The organism is Halobellus clavatus (assembly GCF_900107195.1).
Lineage (GTDB): Archaea > Halobacteriota > Halobacteria > Halobacteriales > Haloferacaceae > Haloquadratum > Haloquadratum clavatum.
The window spans coordinates 1-20,804 of sequence record NZ_FNPB01000014.1 but is presented as its reverse complement, the minus strand read 5'-3'; the positions used below and the strand labels follow the sequence as shown (position 1 = coordinate 20,804).

Below are 20,804 nucleotides of genomic sequence, written 5' to 3'. Positions count from 1 at the left end.
CATAACGGGGTTCTGATAGGAGGCCTTTTGAGCGGCGCGGCCAACGGTTTATATATGACCGGCGCCCCGGATCCGCACGACCCGCCGCGGGTGATGAGTACTCAACACCCCGACAACGCAACGGTGCCGTTCTTTGCGGAAGGGGATGTAATCGAGGGTGAAACCGAAGTGCGAGAAGCGTACTACGCCTACTCTCACCTCGGCTGTGACGAACAGATGTGGGACTTCGAGGGCAAAGAGGGCGACGAGTACGCGGTCAAGAAGTTGCTCTCGCGGTTCGACGACTACTTCGCCGACGAGCGACTCGGCGCCGAGAACCGGCTCACGCTGCGCGGACCCAACCCCGACCTCGAGGAGTCCGAGGCGAAGATCCTCCTCGAGATTCTGGAGTCGATCCCCCGGTCGTATGACGCTGCTGAGGCGTTCTACCGGAACCTGCGCAATATCGACGGCGAGGGCGAACACAGGACGGTCGCTCCCATCCACGAAGTGATCGTTCCAATGGTGACCTCCGCGAGCCAGGTCAACGCCGTCCACGACTACTACGAGGACTTCGTCGTTGGCAAGGCCGACCGCGCGATCGACGGCCGCACCGTCGCCGACTGGGTCGGCCCCTTCCGCCCCGAGGAAATCGCGGTCATTCCACTCATCGAGGACCGCGAGTACCTCCTGAACGCCGACGAGATCCTTCGGGGCTACCTAGAGGGGCGAGACCGCGACGCCCAGCGAGTCTTCCTCGCCCGCTCGGATCCCGCGCTGAACTACGGCTCTCTCGCGGCCGACCTCGTCAACAAGGTGTCGCTTCGCCGCCTGTACCACGCGGCTGCGGACCTCGACGTGGAGCTCTATCCGATCCTCGGCGCCGGCCCCGCGCCGTTCCGCGGCGGACTCACTCCGGACACCGTCGACCGCGTGCTGGACACCTACCCCGAGGTGGAGACGTTCACCGTCCAGTCCGGCTTCAAGTACGACTACCCGCCGCAGGACGTCCAGGCAGCCATCGAGCGGCTGCGCACCGCCGAGCGTGACCGTACCGCCCCGGAGGTGGACGAATCGCGGTTGCTCGCTGTCGCCGATCGCTCGGCCGAGCGCTACTCCGAGCAGGTGAGCGAGGTGGCCCCGACAGTGAATCGGCTCGCGGAATACGTGCCTCAGCGTCGCGACCGCAAACTGCACGTCGGCCTGTTCGGCTACTCCCGCGAGGTGGGCGAGATCGAACTACCGCGGGCGATCACCTACACCGCCGCGCTGTACAGCATCGGCTTCCCGCCCACGCTGATGGGCCTCGCTGGCCTGGAAGCGGACGACTGGGCCGTCGTCGACGACTGCCTGCCGGGGTTCCGCGAACTCCTAGCGAGCGCTGCCCGGTACTACAACCCCCGCTCGCTGTCGGTGCTGCCCCTGGACGAGGACGAGGTGCGACCCGCACTGGACCGTGTGGACGTTACCCCTGATCCCGACCACCGCGCTGCGACCGACGAGGTGATCGACGCACTCGACACGGGTGGCGACGTTCGATCCGGCATCGTGCGTGCCGCCCGGTGCCGACAGTTCCTGGGGTGAGCACGTCACTCTCCGGACACTCGGACTAACGGACAGATTGAACCGTCCGGTTCTCGATCTATTTCTCTCACAGGCACATCGATCGGGGGGCCAAGTCCGAACGGCGACCCGGAGCTAAGCGTCACGCTTACCGACGCGTACTCCTCGCCAGTCGACGATTTCGGCGACGGGGATACGACCGTCTCAGCGACTGACTGGGACGGGTGGTCGCACTCCCACCTCGCAGGAACGTCGTCGGATTTCTCCGCGGTTTCCACCGATCCGATCTCGGGAGAACACTCGGGCCGCATACGGACTGAGGGGGCCGAAGCAGAGATATTAGTAACGCGGTCCTCCGAGACGCAATCGAACTTATCGCTAAAAACGAGGATCTCCCAAAACACCGGCAACTCGAACGATTACTTCAAAATCAGGCCCGAAACTGGAAACGGAGATCGCTTCGGGTTCATCCAGTTCAAGCACGGTGATATCATCGAATGGCGGACGGGTTCATCAAGCACCACGCTCAGGGACTCCTGGAATGCTGATACCGTCTACGAGATTCGATTCGGGTGGGATTTCGCCAACGGCCAAGCGACGATATATATAAATGGTGTCGAAGAAGGCACTGTCCAACTCGAAAACTCTCCGAGTGGACTCGGGGCCGTATCGATCAACCCGGACGCAGACGGAGGATCCGCGACGATTGACCACTATATCGACGATGTGTCGGCCGGAGAGTCCGTAGACTCAGTTGATCTTACCGTCTCAGACGGGAACGGCGCATCAAAATCATTCACCGGCCTGAGCGTTGGCAACACAGCCACGAAAGAGTGGAGCGACCTGAGCACGTCATCGTCGAAACTCGATTTCTCGACTGCCGCAGATGTCGGCGGGTGGATAAACGTCTCGGCAGACATCCGCGAAGAGACCCAAACAACGGATCCCACGGCTGAACTTAACAACGTCTCGAAGAGCTACAGCGGCACGCTCGCCGGCGGGGAGACTATGTCGTTCACCTTCGACTCGTCGGTCCTCAAGGACGAGACGAACCGGCTGAACGTCTCGGTCGGCGACGGAACGCTCTCCGCAGACGCTCCCGATCCAGTCGTCTATCTCGAGTACTCCCACGAGGCGTCGAGTTCGATCTCGACCGAGTATTTCAGTAACGGCCTCGTCGAGCGCTACAATGTCTCGAATACGTTCTCGGCGACACAAACCGACGCCACACTCGAGGTGCCGTTCTCCTCGACGGTCTACCGCCTTGCCGAACTCGAGTGGTCGATCAACGACGGCTCTTGGAGCAGCGTCCCGGACAGCCGGTACTCGTGGTCGAACAACACCCTCGTCGTTGATCTGAAAGACGGCGATACGGACGGTGACGTCGACGCGGGCACAAAGATCGAAGTTCGCACCGAGGGCCGGATGGTCGACGTGGCGAACGGCGCGATCTCGGTGCCCGAACCGACCGATCCCGATGCGGCCCAGATTGACAGCAAGATCCAGATCGAGAGCCGCTCGAGCGATTTCAGCATCGGCATCGAGTCCGGTGAGCGAATCCACTACGCTTACAAGGAGAGTTGGGATACGACCGAGGACTCGAGCGTGGTCGCCGCCGATGGTTCCCAGCAGATCTACCTGCCGAACGCCGACGCGGGAGACACCGCGTGGATCACGACCGCGCCGATCGAGGTCATCCCGCAGTCCGGTGACGCTCGCGTTCGCGTGACGGATCCGGACGGGCCGACGATCAAGATCAGCGGCGGACCGAGTGCGCTCGGTGACGACGTCCAGATCCGCTACTACGCGGTCACGGACGGCAAGACCTACGAGGCGTATTCGGTCAGCCGAGAGCGTCCGGTCTCGAAGGATACGGCGGAGAACGGCGCCGCAGTGTTCTCGATCGACGATAGCGAGGAGACGATCCGCCTCCAGCTCGCCGGGAGCGATTCCGGCGGCAGTGGTGGGGACTCCTCCTCGATCAGCGTAGGCTCGTGGCCGCAACCCGATCCGGGCACGACGCTCCAGGAGATCGGCGTCGTCGTCGCGTGGGCGGCGCTCGTGGTGCTATTGGTCGCGGCGACGGGGCGCTCGGAAATCGCCGGCCGCCGGCGTTGGATCCTCGTCGGCACGATCGGGATCGGTACGGGCCTGCTCTCGATCGAGGTGCTCCGGCCGGGCACGATTTCGACGGCGATCGGGACGGGACTCCAGGACGTCGTCCCGCTAGCCGGGCTCGCGGCGATCGGCGTCGCAGGCTACTCGATCGTCTCGTGGTGGCAATCGCGTCAGAAAGAGGCCGCCACGCCAGAGACGTCGGTGAGCTTCAATCTGAGAGGGAACGAGTGAGATGTTCGCGGACCTCGCTCGGCAGGCGGTCACGGCGCTCGGGATCAAGGGCGTGAGCACGGTCGCGCTGGTGTTGTTGGTCTCGATCGCGCTGTACGCTCACAAGGCTGCCTCAGCGGGGCAGAAGGTCGTCTACGTGGGTTCAACGCTTCAGCACGACCTGAAAATGGTCGCAATCGTGCTGACAGTTTTGCTCGTCCTCGGGGTAGCGACGCTGGATGTCCAGCGGGGACAGGAACTACTCCAGGCCGGCCTCGAGGAACTCCGGCGCTCGGGGATCGTCGATCGACTCGTAGGGATGGTACGATGAGCCGCCTCGCTGATCTGAGTCTCGAGGACCTGCTAACGCTTGGGGGCCCGAGGATCCGTGGGATCGTGCTGTTCGCAGGGCTCGGGATCCTAGCGCTGGTGAACTACCTCGATCTCGTCGGCGTGCTGGGACTCGGGTGGATGAACGACACTGTCGGGTGGGCTGCCGCCTTCTGGACGGGATTCGTCGCCCTGCTGATCAACTCCCGGCGGGAACTCCACAAGCGGGTGAAAGAACTCGGTGCGCTGCTCGTCTTGGTGTTCGGACTCGTCGCGGTCGGCCTCGTGACGTCGCCGGGTCTGGGGCCGACGTACTGGTACCACGAGACACTCGTGGGACAACTGACGTGGGCTGCGGCACCGTCGGTCGGGAACGCAGGGATCGTCCTCGGAACGGCGTACCTCGTGGTCCTCGGCATCGAGTGGATCTCGGAGTACTGGTATCTCCGACAGACGACGGCCGAGGAGCGCATCCTCGAGGAAGATCCCTGAGCACGATCAACAAGGCCGTCCCTCGGGTTCGTGCGTCCGGTACGCGGTGGCGGCTATGCACCCGCTCGCTGAACTGCCACGCGTCTACCCGGCGTGTGGACGTGATCGACAGCGTGTCTGATCGAGTCAGCCAAACGATTTTACGCTGTCAACGTCAACGTTGACAAGAGAGATGGCCACCGCAGACGAGCAGATCCGGATCAGTGACCGGGTAAAAAAGCGACTCGACAGCCGGCGACGGGAGGGCGAGTCCTACAACGACGTCCTCGATCGGCTGCTTGGAGAGACGGCTGATAGCGACTTCGAGGGCGGATTCGGGTTGTTGTCGGAGGCCGAAGGTGAGTGGATTCGCGATCAGCGCGCCGACGCGAAAGACGAGCGGAAAGAGCGGATGCGCGGACTCGGGGACGTATGAAGGTCCTCGACGCGAACTTTCTTATCGACTATCTCAGCGGTGTCCCAGCGACGAAAGAGTACTACGAGGCTAACGGCGGCGACGACGAGACCTGGATTATCCCGACACCAGCCTACGCCGAGACCATAGTCGGCGTCGGAAACCACCCCGATGGTGAGGTCAACGAGGCCATCGAGGCCTTTGGCTGGGGTGAGGTCGTCTCGGTAAATGAGGAACTCGCCGAGACGGCCGCAAGGATCGCCGACGAGATCGAACCCGGTGGACCGTACCTTGATGGTGTCGACGGTCTCGTGGCCGCCGTCGGTCGCGAGTGGGGCGCGCCGGTCGTCTCCGCTGACGGGGATTTGACCCACGAGGAGACCAAGCGCGTCGTCGACGTCGAGGAATATCGATAGACGTCCCCAAGGGCTATTCGCTCAGTACAGTGCTTAGGACGCACGATCTAACTGATTTCAAATGTTATCTACTTGTCGACATAGATTACCAACTACCGACACAAAATATAAGATTCAATGGTTGAACCGTACTATTGACTATGGAAACACCTCACTGTCCAAGTTGTGAGACGCAATTCAATGAGGGGTCCGGACTGGGAACGCCATATGACGATCCGACAAGCAGTGCCGAGCACGACACGTGGTGTTGTACCGAGTGTGGGGCGGTTCTGGGTGTGACTTACCACGGCTAGGAACCGGGAATTGAGCAGGAACTCTGTCAAGACGCAAGCAGAGTCTCACAGCTGGTTCAGCCGTGAAACCGTGAAATAAACACCGAAATGAGGGTTCTTTGACACCGCAGAAGGTCAGGGTGCTCGGTGTCGATAGCGCCGCGCCCTCGTCGAGCCCGCGGACTCGATCAGGTCGTAGTGCTCCAGCGACTGGAGGTAGTTCCGACGGGTGGACTTCGCCCGCGGCCCGGCGACGCGGCCCTCATACCGAGCGTGAAGATCTTCCGCGCAGATTTCGCCGGCTTCGCTGATGATCTCGTAGAGGTGGCGCTGATGGGTCCCGAGCGTGTCGACGTTCCGCTCGTGGATCTCCTCACGGGCGTCCTCTCGGACGGCTTGGACGCGCTCGGTGGTCAGGGTCTCCGCACCGCTCTCGACGGCGTCACGGATCGCACGGCGCAGACAGATGCTGTATCAGATCGCCCCGTCATCTACGCGAGATCTGTCAGGAACGAGCTGCTGGACGGAGAGAACCTATGCAGCGACGAACTCGACATCCGTGATCTCGAACCGGGCCCCGCCATCTGGCCCGTCTGTGACACGGATCTGCCAATTGTGGGCAGTGACGACCTGTTCGACGATACTCAGTCCGAACCCAGTTCCTTCCGATGACCTCGAATACCCGGCCTCGAACACCTCATCACGCTCGCCGGACGGAATCCCCGGCCCGTCGTCCTCAATGTAGAACCCGTCGTCTAGTTCCCCGACCGTCACAGTCACGTCCGTCCCGCCGTGTTCGACTGCGTTCCGAAACAGGTTCTCAAACACCTGCTTGAGGCGACTTCTGTCGGCCCGAACGCCTCGATCGATGTTCGTGATCAGTACCGCCTCGTTCGTCTCGACGTTCTCCCAGCAACCATCGATCATCGTGGCGAGGTCAACCGGCTGAGTGTCGGTCACCTCTCTCCCTTCCCGGGTTAGCGTCAGGAGATTATCAATCAGCGCCGCCATCCGGCCAAGTGCCTGTTCGAGGCGGTCGAGATGTTCGCTGTCACACTCCTTGGCGGCCAGTTCGAGCCGCCCGGTAGCGACGTTCAGCGGATTCCGCAGGTCGTGTGAGACGACACTCGCGAACTCTTCGAGCCGTTCGTTCGCACGCTTGACCGACTCACGTTCGGTGATGTCGATATACATCGCTACCGTTCCGATGATTTCGTCCTCAGCGGTCCGGCGCGGAACCGCACGCAGGACCGTCTCAATAACCTCACCGTCGATAGTCACGAGGCCGCGTTTCTCTCTCGTGAACTGTCCGTCAAGCGAGCGGCTATATCCTCCCGATAGCAGTATCTCCGCTGACTCGCGCGTGTAAAACTCCGCGAGCTCGCTGCCGATGATCGCATCCTCATCGTAACCAAGCGTCTCGACGAACTGGCTGTTGCAGTCCTCGATGATCGGCTGTCCGTTTTCGGATCGCGTGAGAATCGTCATCACTGGGGCTTCCTCGAACAGCGTCCGGTACTGGACTTCGTACTTCGTCGCCAGTTGATCCAGTTCCTCGGTTTGTTGTTCCAGCTGGCGCTCGCGTTCCCTCCGTTCAGTGATGTCGCGGGCGATACCGATGATCCCCGTCGGCTCTCCCTCGTCGTTCGTCATCCGAACTCCTCTGAACTCGTGTGGGACTTGTCGCCCGTCTGCAGTCGTAATCTCGGCTTCGGTTACGTGTGAGCCGGTCTCTAATATCTCGTGGATCGAGTGGTTGATTGCCTCGCGGTGCTCGCCTTCGAAGAACTCAAGAGCGTTCATCGATCCGATCTGCTCGTCAGTGTAGCCGGTTAGTTCCGGCAACTTACTGTTCCACCGTTGGAAGTTGCCGTCGGTGTCGACGAAATAGAAGATGTCTTCCAGCGTATCGAGACTTCGCTCAATTAATGCCTGCTCCTCCTGAAGTTCTTGTTCGCGCCTCTTTCGTTCGGTGATGTCCTGAAACTGGGAGAAGACGGCGACGACCGCTTCGTCCTCATCGGTTACGACGCGGTTGTGCCATTCGCAGGTGATTCGATCGCCGTCCTTTCGGACGTTCTTGTTGACGCTTCGGTATCCCCCTTGGTTTTCGAGAAGGTCGGACACGACATCGGCTACCGCATCCCGGTCAGAATCAGGAACGATCTTCTCCCACGACTGGCCGAGCAAATCAGTCTGAGTATATCCGAGGATATCTTCGGCGACATCGTTCATACGGACGAAGTCGAACTGTTCGTCCCACTCGATGACGCCGAGCGGTGACTGCTCGAAAAAGAAGTTGAGACGCTTCTCTCGCTCGGCGAGTTCGATCTGGGCGTAGTAATTATCTACCGCGTTCCTGATCCGGTTTGCAAGGACGGTGTACTGGCTGGTCCCAGTTTTCTTCTGCAGGTAGTCAGTGACACCTGCCGAAATGGCGTCGCTGGCGACTTCCTCGCTACCCTTGCCGGTATAGAGAATGAAAGGGAGGTCAGGATACTCCTCTCGGACGGCCTGCAAGAATTCGAGGCCATTCCGTGCTGGCATCTCGTAATCGGAGACGATACAGTCGAACAGTTCGCTGTCCAACCGATCAAGCGCCTCATCTGTGCACGTTTCGATCTCGACGTCGAATCGGTCATTTTTACGTTCAAGAAACGTCGTCGCCATCTCTGCGAATTCCGGATCATCATCCACATATAGAATTCTCATAGATCCATCGCAATTGTCCATTATATTCAATTGAGATGGTCTCGTCAAAATCGTTTTGAAAGCTATCTTTCGAAGAGAATGAACTCAGATCAATACGTGGGCCGGGACAGTCACAGTACGCGGATCTGTGTTCTCGTGGCTTTCTGGTGGATCCCATCGTAGAATCAGGTGATCACCTGTGGTACGAACGTGCCGAAATACCCCAACGTTCACCAGCATTTTATACACGTCTTCACCGGAAAAGTTCCGTGACATCATCGCTACTGCAAGACATCCGGAAGATCATCGCTCTGTGACCGAGCGACTTCAGGATCAACACCGAGGTCACGTATCTCCTCGTCGGTTGGAGACCGCCCGCCATCGCCTTTTACCGTCTCAAAGACGGCATCAAGATTATCAAGTGCTACGTCTCGAGTTTTACCTTGGGCAGTCACTTCAAACGAATGCTGTATCACACCGGGCCGTCATCTGCTTGGAGTCTGTCAAGAACGAACTGCTGAATATAGAGGATGTAGTCAGCACGGGGACCGCGTTATTTTCTCAAAATGAATCCTGAACCAACCGATAGAATTTGCCTGCGTATTGAGCAAACAAGAAACTGTCACTTTGACAGTTCAATGCTGACGATATTACCGGTTGGCGAATTCTCCTCAACAGTAATCGCACCCTCTGACTGAGCGATGATCAGGTTAACCAGCCACAATCCCAGGCCACCACCGTGGTACAGCGGTGTTTGCTCTGTTTCGCCCACCAATACGTTTCGTTCAATTTCAGGGATCCTGGGCCCAGTATCTTCTATATCGATCCGAACAGTCTCATTGGCCTCGCTGACAGTGAGGGTGACCTCTGGCGACGACGAGTCGTCGTGAACGACAGCGTTCGTAACAAGTTCCTTGATCGCTTGTCCAAATTCTGTTGTTGCCCTGGTAGTCACTTCTTTAGAACAGTCAACGTCGATCGTCGCTTCCGGGTACTCCGATTCTAAGCGGGAAGTAATCTGCTGGAGCAGGTCACAGATCTCAATCTCTTTCTGGATCGGTTCATCACGCAATAGCTCCGTTATCTTCCGTTCCTTTTCAGCCAGCCCGAGCAGTTGGTCGCTCTTTTCGACAATCTTCCCAGCGGAGGCACCAATCTCACTCGTGGTTCCAGACTGAATCAGTTCGGCCTGTCCTTGAATCACGTTCATTTCGTTGCGCAGATTGTGGCGGAGCACCCGGTCAAGAACCGCTATCTGCTCTTGGCGTTGTTTCCGCTCGGTCACGTCCTGTTGGAAGCCGACGTAGTTGATCACCTCACCGGCATCGTTTCTCACGGGCGCAATTTCGAGATGGTTCCAAAACTCCGAGCCATTCTTCCGATAATTGCGGATCTCGACCGAGACTGGCTCTTCGGCGTCAATCGCCTCTCGGATTCTGGTGACTGTGTCCGGGTCAGTGTTCTCGCCTTGGAGGAATCGACAATTCTTCCCGAGAACCTCATCGCGTGGGTATCCCGTTATGTCCACGAACGTATCGTTCACGTAAATCATCGGATTCTCTTCCTGGTCGGGATCCGAGATACTGATCCCAACTGGCGCGTCGTCAATCGCCTGCCTCCGCCGTGCGAGCGCCTCCTCTCGTTCTTTGCGCTCTGTGATCTCATCTTGGATTCCGACGAACGCGTGGATGTCATCACCGTCGGTTACCGGCGCAATGGTCTGCATTACGATGTACCTTTCACCGTTTTTCCGGCGGTCAACAATCTCTTCTTCCCACACGTCGCCCGAACGAATGGTCTCCCAAAGCTCATCGAAATATTCGTCTGACATTTCGCCGGAGTTCAATATGTGTGGTGTTTTCCCGACGGCTTCTGACTGGGTGTATCCGGTCATCTCTTCGAACGCCGGGTTAACGTACTCGATTGTCCCATCCGTGTCGGTGATGAAGATCGCGTGGCCCGCAGATTCGACCGCCCGCTTAATCCGCTGGAGGTCGCGTTCGCGCTCTTTGCGATCGGTAATATCCTGCATTGTCCCACGAACCCGGGTCAGTTCTCCGTCCTCGTGCTGTGGTTCAGCGCGCGTTCGGACCCATCGTTGGCTGCCATCAGCATCGATGAGTCGAACTTCGAGATCGTACGGCTCACCTTGCTCAACAGCTTTCTCAAATGCATCTTCGAGAATTGGTCGGTCCTCAGGATGGTAATACTGGAAGCTCAACTCCGGAGACGCCGTTGTGTCCTCTGGGAGCGCGTGGATACGAGACACCTCGGTAGTCCACCATCCGCTTTCAGCCTCAATATCATACTCCCAAGCACCGACGTTCGCAATATCTTGGGCCTTCTCGAAGAGATCGACTTGCCGTTCGAGTTCCTGTTCCCGTTCTCGTAATGTGAGCGATTGCTCACGGAGCCGAAGCAGAGCTGCCAACCGCCAGTGCAGTTCCGATTGCTGAATCGGTAATGTGACGATCTCGTCGATTGACTCCGTAACCACGTTGTCGGTCAACTGCCCGGCATCCGTATCGATGATTTTTGACCCACTCTCCGGAACCAAGAGAAGATATGGGAGCAAGACGGGGGCCAATCTCGTTTTCTTCGCCCGGAGCGCAGCAAGGTGTTCCTCAAAGGCTCCTTTATCGACAACACACACGTCAAAATCGGTGTCGTCGATACTCTCCGCCAACTCAACGGCCTCGTACGAGGGGTGATCGTCGATCCATTTGACGAGCAACTTACGATTGCCTGTATCTGAAAGGAGCGGGAGAACGCGACTCCGAGCATTGGGAACCGCTTCAGGAGTATCTGTCAACAGGAGTCACCTCAGTGGATAATGCTCTCGGGAGTTCGAATTCGATGCTGGTCTCGCACATATCAGCATCGCTGATCTGGAGTGTGCCCCCGTACCGCCCCAGTGTTTGTATCCAATCGGCAAGCCTTCCCGTCTGTGAGAGCAGCGGCAGGATTTGTGCTGGTGACGAGGCTGCCCCGGGGGGCTCAGCGGGTCCAGACGTCGGTGGCTCAGTCTTCATTGTTGTTCCACGCTGGTGTGCCAGTGAGAATTCCTCGGAGCTCGGGAAGCGGTTCACCGACGCGTAGCCCATATTCAGTGATCTCCAGTTCTCTGAGTTGGTTCTCGTAGTCGCTCGTACGCATCTTGAGGACGCCGATGACTTTCCGGAGTGATCCTTTGTATTCCACCTGGCGTAGGACGACGATGCTGTCGGCAAGGTGACTCATCCCCTGGTCGGTCGCACGGAACTCACCGGTGATCTCGTGAACTTCGTTGGTGACAATTCCTGTTACACCCATATTCCGGAGATAGCGACCGATCTTGACGAGATGCTGCATCGGATCCGTGCCGACGCCCCGCAGCGACTGTTCGAACCCGCTAGTTCCGTCGATCATCACGATCTCCGCGTCGTTGTCTTCGACTTCCGATCGGATCTGAGAGGTGAATTCGTCGATTGTGAGTTCCTCTGGCCCGATCACCTCTACCTTGAGCGTTCCCCGATCGATCAGATCTTTCACGGGAATGTTGACGGCTTCCGCACGCTCGAAGAGCGTCTGGCGATCCTCTTCGAAGCTATATAGGACCGAGCGTTGGCCCCGTCCCGCAGCTTCCTTCATAAACTGGAGGCCAGTCGTCGTCTTGCCAACGCCTGTCGGCCCACTCAGAAACGTCATCGTGCCAGTAGTGAGCCCTCCCGATAGCAGCGAGTCTAGTTCAGGAACCCCTGAGGAGAGTTTTGTTGAGGTGCGCTCGCGCTCGTGGCGGTTGGGATTGAGTCGTGGCCACACCTGCATCCCCGCATCGGTGATTTGGAGCGTGTGATGGCCGGATCTGACAGACGATCCGCGGAATTTCGAGACGTGAAGCGTCCGACGGTCTGATTCTTCCCCCAGATTAATCACAGCATCGACCAGAAATTGGAGGTCGTCGTCGGGCATCGACTCGGCAGCCTGAGACGTCAGTAAGACTGTCGCACCCTCGCTTTTGAGGTAATTGACGAGTCCAAGGATCTGTGAGCGGAACTGGTGGTCGTCAGGAGCAAGATACCGAAATTCGGTAACTGGATCGACGACTACGTAGTCTGGGTCGATTTCTTGAATCTCCGTACGAATATTCTCAACGAGTGAGGGTGTTTCCACTTCACCAGACTCAAACAGGGTGTACGTCTCTTCGCTCTGAAACTGGTCGCCAGAGGCGGAAAGATTGAGGAAATTGAGAGCGTCGATATCGAACTCGAAATCCCGGGCAGTATCCCGGATGTAGTTTTCAGGCTCACCGAGGTTGATGTACAGCCCGATTTTGTCAGCGTTGATGCCAGCGGCGAGAAAGTGCAACGAGAAAATCGACTTGCCCGACCCAGGTGGTCCGCGGACGAGGGTAGCAGTTTCAGGAAGATAACCGCCGTGTAGGATATCGTCTAGGCCTGGAACACCGGTCGGGACCCGGTTTTGATTATCTTCATACATAGTACGCAGATATTAGTATGCTTACGCATATGTTTTCGCACATCTTTCAGTTGCTGACTGTATCCTGCGTAAATGGATTCCCGGTGTAATACAGTGTTTGTCTAGACAGATCGATTTGTGAGTCCCCTTTATCGACCGATTGGCTGTTCGCAATCTGCCCCCTCTTCATACGAGATACGCGCCCTCAATTCAGCACGGACGATGAGAGCTGATAGATATTAGACCGCTTTCATCGGTGGTGGATTTGTCGAAGAGCGTCAGCCGTGGCTCTTCCGGAAATGCGGATGTACTTCTGTGCTGTTGCTAGGTCGCTCCACCCCATAAGCGCTTGGAGTGGCACCGGCGCAACCCCTTGGTAGGCGTGGTAGCTGGCAGCGGTCGCACGGAGACAATGAGGATAGACCCGACCGTCAATGTCTGCTGCCTCTGCGGCAGCTGTCACACGTCTATTGACAGTAGTACGGGATCGAGGGAACGAGTCGTATTGGTCGGTGAATCGTTCCAGACACAGCTCAAGCCGCAGCGACAGGTCAACAGGAATCGACCGAGAGGAAGCAACCGTCTTCGGGTGCCAGCGAGCTTCCATCGCTTCTTGCTGTGTGAGTTGTGCATTGTGAGTCGTTTCTTGTGCTGCTTGCCGACGACAATAGCCGCACTCGCAAGGTTCGTGTTGTGGAATGCGAAGCAGCATCCGATCCCAATCAAGCCACTCTGCTTGGAAGTGCGCGATTTCGCCAGCCCGGAGTCCGAGTCGGCCAGCAGCCAGACAGACGAACCGAGCCTGCAAGTCCCGCGGCTCCGACAGTGAATTACACGCTTCCAACAGGAGTTCGAATTCTCGGTCTGTGAGTGCATCCTCGTGAGTGTGCCGCGTCGTCAGGGATTGTCGATGCTGCTGTGCCCATTCATTCGACTGCTGATAGTTGTCCGTCATCCACCACAAAAACGCTGCGCCCCCGAATTCAAAGGCGGCATATCAGTGACAATTCAACAGAGTGCCCGCTGAATTAGAGGCAAGAGGCTGGCGGCTACATCGGGAGTCATACAACCTCAGGAGCCCCTATTCAATTACCTCGAAGTGTTGGCCTGATGGTACAGTGAAACCGCTACCTGAACACGTCTGTGTTCGCTAATCGAGTATGTCGGGGTCGTCTTGATCAAGTGGGTCTTCGACCTCACCAATAATGGTCTCTAGCAGGTCGGTGACAGTCACCTGCCCGACCACATCGCCCTCCTCGATGACGAGCGCGAGTTCCTGCCCTTCCGTCTGGAACTGATCGATCGCATCACTCACGTCGGTATCGGGTGAGAGCGTCATCGGCGGTGCTGCCAATTCAGTGAACTCGCGGTCACCGGCGAACAGTTCTTCACGGTGGTTGAACAGCGCCGGACTGTAGACGACTCCACGGAAGTCGGTCAGGTTCTCACCAATCAGCGGATACCGCGTATGTGGGTGCTCTTCGAGTTTCCCGAAGTTCGATTCGAGATCGTCTTCAGTAGACAGTGCCACGATATCCTCGGGCGGAATCATGACCTCTTCTACCGATTGTTCACCGATGGTCAAGGCGTTCATCACTTCCTCACGGCGGTCCTCAGCCACCTCGCCCTCTTTGAGTACCGATCCAAGTTGGTTCCGGAGGTCTGCACGGGTTTTGATGACTTCCTCACCGGTTTCTGTCCATGATTGGGTCATCTCGATGCCGAACAGGCCGAGTGTTGCCTTTGCAACCGAGTCACCGACCCAAATGGCCGGAGCGAGTATTTTGGCAAACCAGTACAGTGGTCGTGCTCCATACTGGGCGACCTGTTTGGAGCGTTCAACGCCGAGGTACGTCGGTGTCTGTTCGCCGTGGGTGAGATGGACTAGGTTGATAAGAAGAAATCCGAGGAGCGAACCAGCCCCGATCGATGCCAGGGTCGTGTTTTGGAACAGCGGTTCGAACAGGGCTGCGAGTCCGGGTTCGGCGATAATCCCCAGTGCAATACTGGTCCCGGAGATCCAGACCTGACACGTCGTCAGGTAAAACTCCAAGTCGTTAGTCATCTCCCATGCGAGTTCGAGTCCGGGTGTGTTGAGCTCCGATTTGGGGTACTGCCTGAGACGGGTCAGGGCGAATTCGATTGCAACAAAGTAGGCGTTCACCCCGATAAGAACGATTCCACCGAAAATCCGTAGTCCGATCTCAAGCGGTTCCATCATCGGACCGTACTGACAGTAGACAAAAAATAGTGTTCACATCGAGACAATGACGAAGACACAAAAAGCACGGTACACAGGCACAACCAGGTCACAAGATACGCGCGTTCGGTCTTGCACAACCCTATATGACAAGGTTCCGATATAGAGATCTCGTCAGTGACCGATACAGAGGCTGCATCTATCACTGGGGTATGCTATGGAACCATCGGAGTAGGCAGGAGCGCTATATCGGAATCTCCTGAAGAAACAGAGATGCTTGTTCTCAATAGAAGCCCAAACTGCTACATCTAACTGGTTGACGGCTGGGGATTGATACGGATGGCTTGTGGGCTGAACAGCCTCATATTATTTTTATAGCCCCTTGACTTCACTTCCGGTAATAGACATAACTGAACTGATAGAGAACCTCTTACACCTTGGACGTACTAATCTGACTTACTTCTCTCCAATGATGTCAACATCGGTTGATACGGAAGGTATGATACCGATTCTACGAGAGACTCTATGCTGAAATGCTACCTTCCGGCGCGTCCGTGTCGAATGCCACGTAGCTCAACGCGCCAGTAGTATTGTCGGCGTCGCTCGTCACGGTGAACTCGTATGTATACGTGCCATCATTGTTTCCTGTGATGCTGTCCCAAGTCACGTCGAATCCGTTACTCATCGTCACGGTCTCTCCAGGCGTGATCATCTCGGACACCGTATCCTGGTTCTTTGTCTCGACTGTCAACTCGCTGTCCTCGCTCCCTGCGGTGAATGTGAATGTATCCGTTTCGCTACGACCGTCCTCGCCCAGCGCAGGTTCAGAGGTAGACTCGAACTTGATGTTGCCGGTTTCCTGCTTGTAGTCGGCCTCGACGTTGTACGTGAAGTCGGTATCTGCCTGTTCGGTGTAACCGAAATCGACGCCTGTTAGGTCAGCATCGAGATCCGTAATCTCGTAGCCGCCCGAGTTTTGCGTTCCCACATAGTCATCCGGGGTCGCCACGACCACCGAGTAGTCCTCGCCACCAGGAATGTCTCCGAACGTGTAGGTGCCGTCAGTATTCGTAGTTGTGGTGGCCACAACGTTTCCGGCGTCATCTTCGAGCGTTACCGTAATGCCACCCCACCCACTCTCGTCTTCGTCGAACGAGCCGCTACTATCCGTGTCAGTATAGACCGAGCCCTTGATGTCGTGGAGACAGCACACGATGGTGTATTCTGCCACGTAGAACCAAGCGCCCTTGCCGTCTTCAAGCGCACTCTTACTCCCACCTGCATAGGCAGTTTCGCCGTCGTTCGAGAGATCTGAATCCGCGTCTTCGTCGTTATCCCTGCCATCGTCGCTCGCAAGCGCTGTGTGGGCAATGACGTAGTAGTCATCACCACACTCCACGGTTTCGCCCAGATCTGCAAATGGCACAGTAACCGTGTACGCATCCGAATACAGATTTTCAGCTTTATAATCGGCTTGTCCCGGTGCCGGTCGTTTATCCGGAACCGCATCCGCCGTCGAATAGATATCCACGTGGACCTCTTTGAGGTCGGCACTCTCGTTCGTGTCGTAGGTCACGTAGATATTGTCTTTATCACTGCTGAGCGTGACGGTTCCCGCGTCGTTGTCTTGGCCAGCCCACAGCGAGAATACCTGGGATTTGTAGCCATCACTACACTCTCCTTCACCTGCTGGATCGTAGGGTCCAGCCCCGGCGTAGCCCGTTTCGCCGCCGTTTCCGCCACCCTTTTTTCCTTTTCCTCCTTTCCCAGCCGCGACTCCCGAAAGGCTACCACCCATTCCAATAGCGACGAGTGATCCCTTCAGCACCGATCGGCGACTCGATTGTGTGTCACGATTACTTTTTTGCTCTTGTGATCCATTCTGCATATAGAATAGATGTGTCCACACACGTATAAAAGTAAGATAACTGATAAGTAAGTATCCGACTTTCCAGGCAGTAAGCGAGATATCACACGTGCTCATAAACGAATGAGGATGTACAGTATGATCATCTGCAGATAGAACCACTATATTGATCGGTTCTACTGATCTCATTTAATGACGCTGCGTACAAGATTCGCGCGTTGTATTCAGCACGCCGCTATGAACATTAAGCAATCTGGTAAAATATCAGCGGTACATTCGTACGCAGGCTCTCAAGGCTGATTCGGCCGTGAGATCGTGAAATAAACACCGCAATAAATCTCCTATGACACTCTCACCGCGTTTCAACTGGAGGGTCGAATTTTTGCGCAGCCGCAGGGGTATTTTCTGTTTCTGTCCCTTTTAGGGACACTTTCCTAACGGAATCTTCCCACCCGCCGGGAACGCCGAAGAAAATTCTATCCCAGAAGACTCCGAAACCAACGAATCCAGCGAGAACACGAGTCCACGCGAAACGGGGGTTAGGCAGGTGAGTATTTAAAGAAAAGAAGCGCAGGACGGTGTTGCCACTCAGCAGTCACCGCGCTACCAGTCGATCTGCTCGCGCCTCACGAGACCGTCATCGCGATTCCGGCCGCGGATCTTCCGCGCCTCGAACTCGAGTTCCACGAAATCCAAGACGTCGCGCCCGGCACGACACCATGCGTCGAGCCCCTTCTGGAGGACCTCTCGAAGCGTCGGTTCAGGATCGGTCTTCAGTTTCGAGAGGACTGTATCGAACCGAATCTTCCCTCGATCGCCGTTTAGGTCGAACTGCGCGCCGTACTTGTCCATCCAGCGCTGGATCGCCGAGTCCGCGGCCGATCGCGTCTCGACGTTCGCGAGCTTCGCGACGCGCTGGACACTGTCACCGACGAAGTCCTCGACGCGCTCGACGATCGCAGTAATCTCTTGGCGGATCTTCTCCGAGTAGTACCGGACGAGGCCGTTGTCGTTCACCACGACGTCGCCGATCTCCTCGAGGGCGCGGTAGATCTGACTCACTGAGTAGCCCGTCTCGTCGGCGATCTCGTCGTAGCGAGCCTCGCCGCCGTCAGTCGCGAGCGTCTTCATTACGTCGCGGGCACTGGGCGAGAGGTCTTGCAGGACCGTCGTGATCAGGTTCTCCTGTTCGGCCTCCAGCGCCGGCGTGGGATCATCCCAGTAGCCGAGCGACCGGTCAGACTCCTCGAGCTCGAAGTGATCGTCCTCGACGAACACGGTCGGGTCGGCCTTGATCGGCACGCCAGCCCACCGAAGAACATTCACCAGCGTCTCGTCGAGCTCGCGAACGAGGTCGTCCCGATCGGCCCACTTCACCGAGTGGCCGTTACTGCTGTACTCGCCGGTGAAGCTGTCCGTCGTGTTCAACGACTTGTGGAACGCGACCCCGAACTTCGGTGAGGAGAGTGGATCGTCGCCGCTCTCCTCTGAACGGACGTGCTTCGGGTGGTAGCTCTTCAGTCGCTTCCCGAGGTGATGATCATCGATCAGATCCGACGACGAAACGGGATCGAGATCCATCGCGTGTCGGTATCCCACGATATCGGTGTTGTCTCCCTTGTAGACCCACTGTGAGCCCTTCTCGTCGGCGAGCAGGTGCATCACCGAGTAGAACGCGCCGGTGGACCGCGTGAGCTTCTTCGCGTACTCACGCTTCAGCCTGACGTAGCGCTCGAGCGTGCTGATGTTAGAATCGCCTCGGATCCGGTTGAAGTAGCGCCGGGAGATATCGGTGTCGGCGTGCTCCGCGAGTTCTTGGAGCGACCGCTGGAGAAGCCACTGGTACTCGTCGAACGAGAGGTTCGATCCTTGGAGGTGAATCTGACAGCCTTCACCGCCGCACCAAGGGATCTGAGCCTCGTCTCCGTTCGGCTTCTTGAGTCCATCCCAGCGGGGGGATACGACGTAGTCGGCCTTCGACTCGGTGAAGACGTTCTCGACGTGAATCTTCCACTCGTAGACCTTTTCGCCGTTGATTGGATCGGACGGACGCGGGGCGAGACCGGTATCGGAGTTGTAGCTGAAGCGGATCTGCCACTCCTCGCCGCCGACCTCCCGCTGGATCTCGGCGTACCCGTCGAGCTTCTGGATCCCGAGCTGGGTGAGCGCCCAATAGGGGCTCAGTCCGTTGTCAGTGAACCACCAGAAGGCGTCGATCTCGTGGTAGGCGGGTGACTGGTGACTCACCGCGATTCCTCCTCGAGGACGTCACGGACGTTCCAGTAGGTCGCCTTCTGACAGCGGTGACAGACGTGCTTGAACGACTGCCCGAGAGAGACGGCCTCGGGGACGGCCTTCGGGTAGCGCTTCGTCCGGACCTGCCGACAGCCGACGCAGATCGCCTCGACGGCGACGCCGTACTCGCCGGCGGCAGGGTCGAGGGACTTACTCACGCTGATCCCTCCGTGGGTTCGCCCTCGAGGAGCGCAGCGCACGAACGACAGACGTGCTTCCCCTGGACGACGACCTCGGCGTCGTTGTCACACGGGCCGAAGCAGACCTCGGTCAAGAGGAGTCACCTCCCGGGATCCGGACCTTCGACCGTGGTGGGAGGCCGTTCGATGGCGAGTACTGCTTCTCGGAGGGTCTGGTCGATCGACACTGGTAGCAGAGGACGACGAGGTGCTCGCTGTCGGCGAGGAGGCAGTTGCGCGCCTGATCGAGGCGGGTGATGCGGCGGCCGCACTCGTAGCACTGCGTCACCGCTGCTCACCTCCGTCGGTCACGGCCGGATCTGGGCCGCCGTCTCGGAGGGCTCTCGGCGGACGGAAGCGATCTCGAGCGGGACAGGAGCGTCGGATGTGGAGCGAGAGAGGGTGACGATCGCGGAGTGGCTCGCCACAGAGAGGACACTCGACGGTGACGATCCGAGTGTCTCCGTTGGCGGCGACGCGTCTCTCGAGCGTCACGCGGACCACCTACCTGTGGAGAGAATCGAGTAACTGAACGGGGGGCCGTCAGAATATTTCTTCTGTTTCGAACAGAGAGGCCTCTCTGGAGTTTCGTTATCGGACGAAATTAGGTGGCTGGGGAGTTGTGGCCCCGAATTCCGGTCAGCAAGACGCCGACCGGATTGGGGATGGGCCAACACGGATACTGGAAAGCCGCATCTCGATGCGACGCGGCTACGGGAATCCCGGTAGACATCACAGATCCTCCGCGATGAAGTCCTCCCGCCGAAGCATCTGCTCGCGCTTCGACGCTTGATCATAATGTCGATCAAGTGTCTGTTCGGTCGCATCGGCCCGATCACTGAGAACCGGCTTCGGAGTACCCGCGTCGAGGTGAGCCGTCAGCGACCCCGTCCGAATCATATGAGGAGATCGGGACGAGGGGCAGCTGCTCGCCTTGTCGTGGCGTGTTGCCTCGCAAGTATCTGGATCCCGGTCGTGAGGACACTCCAGACCGTACATACAGGGCCGCGTATCCGTCTTTAGCTAAGAGGAGAACCACGTGACAGTGACGGCTTATCGAGGCTTCTTTTCGAGAGGAATGAGGAGGCAACCGCTGTGCACACAGAAGCCTCCTCATCGAGAATCATGCGTCGGCTTACTACACTGTTTCCTTCCGAGTTCCTCGAAGAGCACGCCGAGGAACTCGGCGTGGTCGAGCGAGAGGGCAAGCTACAGGTACCAGTCCTCGTGTGGGCGCTCGTGTTCGGCTTCGCCGCAGGCGAGAGCCGAACACTCGCTGGCTTCAGACGCAGTTACAACTCCACGGCTGATGAGACGATCTCACCGGGTGGCTTCTATCA

The 20,804-nt window shown here is 57.8% G+C and carries 17 protein-coding genes and 1 pseudogene; 8 read left to right on the top strand and 10 right to left on the bottom strand.

Translation table 11 applies throughout. The features are described from left to right. Nucleotides 1–54: 54 nt before the first annotated feature. From ppcA to BLU74_RS15665, 6 genes are all read left to right on the top strand, one after another. Nucleotides 55–1,563, top strand: coding sequence for a phosphoenolpyruvate carboxylase (gene ppcA / locus BLU74_RS15690; protein ID WP_217635392.1), 1,509 nt, complete (start codon nt 55–57; stop codon nt 1,561–1,563). 987 nt (nt 1,564–2,550) lie between these two features. Further along, nucleotides 2,551–3,891, top strand: a complete 1,341-nt coding sequence (locus BLU74_RS15685; protein WP_139175874.1) for a hypothetical protein — start codon at nt 2,551–2,553, stop codon at nt 3,889–3,891. Between the two features lies 1 nt (nt 3,892). After that, a complete protein-coding gene (locus tag BLU74_RS15680) occupies nt 3,893–4,201 on the top strand; it encodes a hypothetical protein (RefSeq protein ID WP_089769049.1) in 309 nt (102 codons plus the stop codon). Next, nucleotides 4,198–4,692, top strand: a complete 495-nt coding sequence (locus tag BLU74_RS15675) for a hypothetical protein (RefSeq protein ID WP_089769047.1) — start codon at nt 4,198–4,200, stop codon at nt 4,690–4,692. The genes BLU74_RS15680 and BLU74_RS15675 overlap by 4 nt, the downstream gene beginning before the upstream one ends. Nucleotides 4,693–4,864: 172 nt before the next feature. Next, nucleotides 4,865–5,107 carry an antitoxin VapB family protein gene (locus BLU74_RS15670; protein ID WP_089769045.1) on the top strand — a complete coding sequence of 81 codons (243 nt, stop codon included), beginning with the start codon at nt 4,865–4,867 and terminating at the stop codon, nt 5,105–5,107. Next, nucleotides 5,104–5,502, top strand: coding sequence for a PIN domain-containing protein (locus BLU74_RS15665; RefSeq protein ID WP_089769044.1), 399 nt, complete (start codon nt 5,104–5,106; stop codon nt 5,500–5,502). Before BLU74_RS15670 ends, BLU74_RS15665 begins: the two co-directional genes overlap by 4 nt. 806 nt (nt 5,503–6,308) lie before the next feature. On the opposite strand, the gene BLU74_RS15660 is transcribed toward BLU74_RS15665, so the two are convergent. From BLU74_RS15660 to BLU74_RS18635, 10 genes are all read right to left on the bottom strand, one after another. Then, nucleotides 6,309–8,471 (bottom strand): hybrid sensor histidine kinase/response regulator, encoded by a 2,163-nt coding sequence (locus BLU74_RS15660; protein ID WP_175454683.1) that lies wholly within the window; start codon nt 8,469–8,471, stop codon nt 6,309–6,311. 275 nt (nt 8,472–8,746) lie between these two features. Further along, nucleotides 8,747–8,920 carry a type II toxin-antitoxin system HicB family antitoxin gene (locus BLU74_RS19705; RefSeq protein ID WP_449271662.1) on the bottom strand — a complete coding sequence of 58 codons (174 nt, stop codon included), beginning with the start codon at nt 8,918–8,920 and terminating at the stop codon, nt 8,747–8,749. 167 nt (nt 8,921–9,087) lie between these two features. Then, a complete protein-coding gene (locus tag BLU74_RS15650; RefSeq protein WP_089769039.1) occupies nt 9,088–11,277 on the bottom strand; it encodes a PAS domain S-box protein in 2,190 nt (729 codons plus the stop codon). Nucleotides 11,278–11,486: 209 nt separating this feature from the next. Further along, complete coding sequence (locus tag BLU74_RS15645; RefSeq protein WP_089769038.1) at nt 11,487–12,944, bottom strand: ATPase domain-containing protein; 1,458 nt, start codon at nt 12,942–12,944, stop codon at nt 11,487–11,489. Nucleotides 12,945–13,173: 229 nt separating this feature from the next. Then, a complete protein-coding gene (locus BLU74_RS19620) occupies nt 13,174–13,878 on the bottom strand; it encodes a tyrosine-type recombinase/integrase (protein ID WP_089769036.1) in 705 nt (234 codons plus the stop codon). A gap of 195 nt (nt 13,879–14,073) precedes the next feature. After that, entirely contained in the window at nt 14,074–15,141 is a 1,068-nt protein-coding gene (locus tag BLU74_RS15635) for a hemolysin family protein (protein ID WP_089769034.1), read from the bottom strand. 505 nt (nt 15,142–15,646) lie between these two features. Beyond that, on the bottom strand, nt 15,647–17,011 hold the full coding sequence (locus BLU74_RS15630; protein ID WP_175454682.1) for an SdrD B-like domain-containing protein: 1,365 nt from the start codon (nt 17,009–17,011) through the stop codon (nt 15,647–15,649). Nucleotides 17,012–17,593: 582 nt separating this feature from the next. Next, a complete protein-coding gene (locus BLU74_RS15625; protein WP_089769030.1) occupies nt 17,594–19,237 on the bottom strand; it encodes a DUF7845 domain-containing protein in 1,644 nt (547 codons plus the stop codon). Beyond that, nucleotides 19,234–19,443, bottom strand: coding sequence for a hypothetical protein (locus BLU74_RS15620; protein WP_217635390.1), 210 nt, complete (start codon nt 19,441–19,443; stop codon nt 19,234–19,236). Before BLU74_RS15620 ends, BLU74_RS15625 begins: the two co-directional genes overlap by 4 nt. Nucleotides 19,444–19,555: 112 nt before the next feature. Beyond that, complete coding sequence (locus tag BLU74_RS18635; protein ID WP_139175872.1) at nt 19,556–19,753, bottom strand: hypothetical protein; 198 nt, start codon at nt 19,751–19,753, stop codon at nt 19,556–19,558. A gap of 98 nt (nt 19,754–19,851) precedes the next feature. Between BLU74_RS18635 and BLU74_RS19075 the strand changes: the two genes are divergently transcribed. Together BLU74_RS19075 and BLU74_RS15610 are read left to right on the top strand one after the other, a co-directional pair. Then, nucleotides 19,852–19,992 (top strand): hypothetical protein, encoded by a 141-nt coding sequence (locus BLU74_RS19075; protein ID WP_175454681.1) that lies wholly within the window; start codon nt 19,852–19,854, stop codon nt 19,990–19,992. 597 nt (nt 19,993–20,589) lie between these two features. Further along, nucleotides 20,590–20,804 (top strand): annotated as a pseudogene (locus BLU74_RS15610) (IS4 family transposase); the annotation flags it as partial.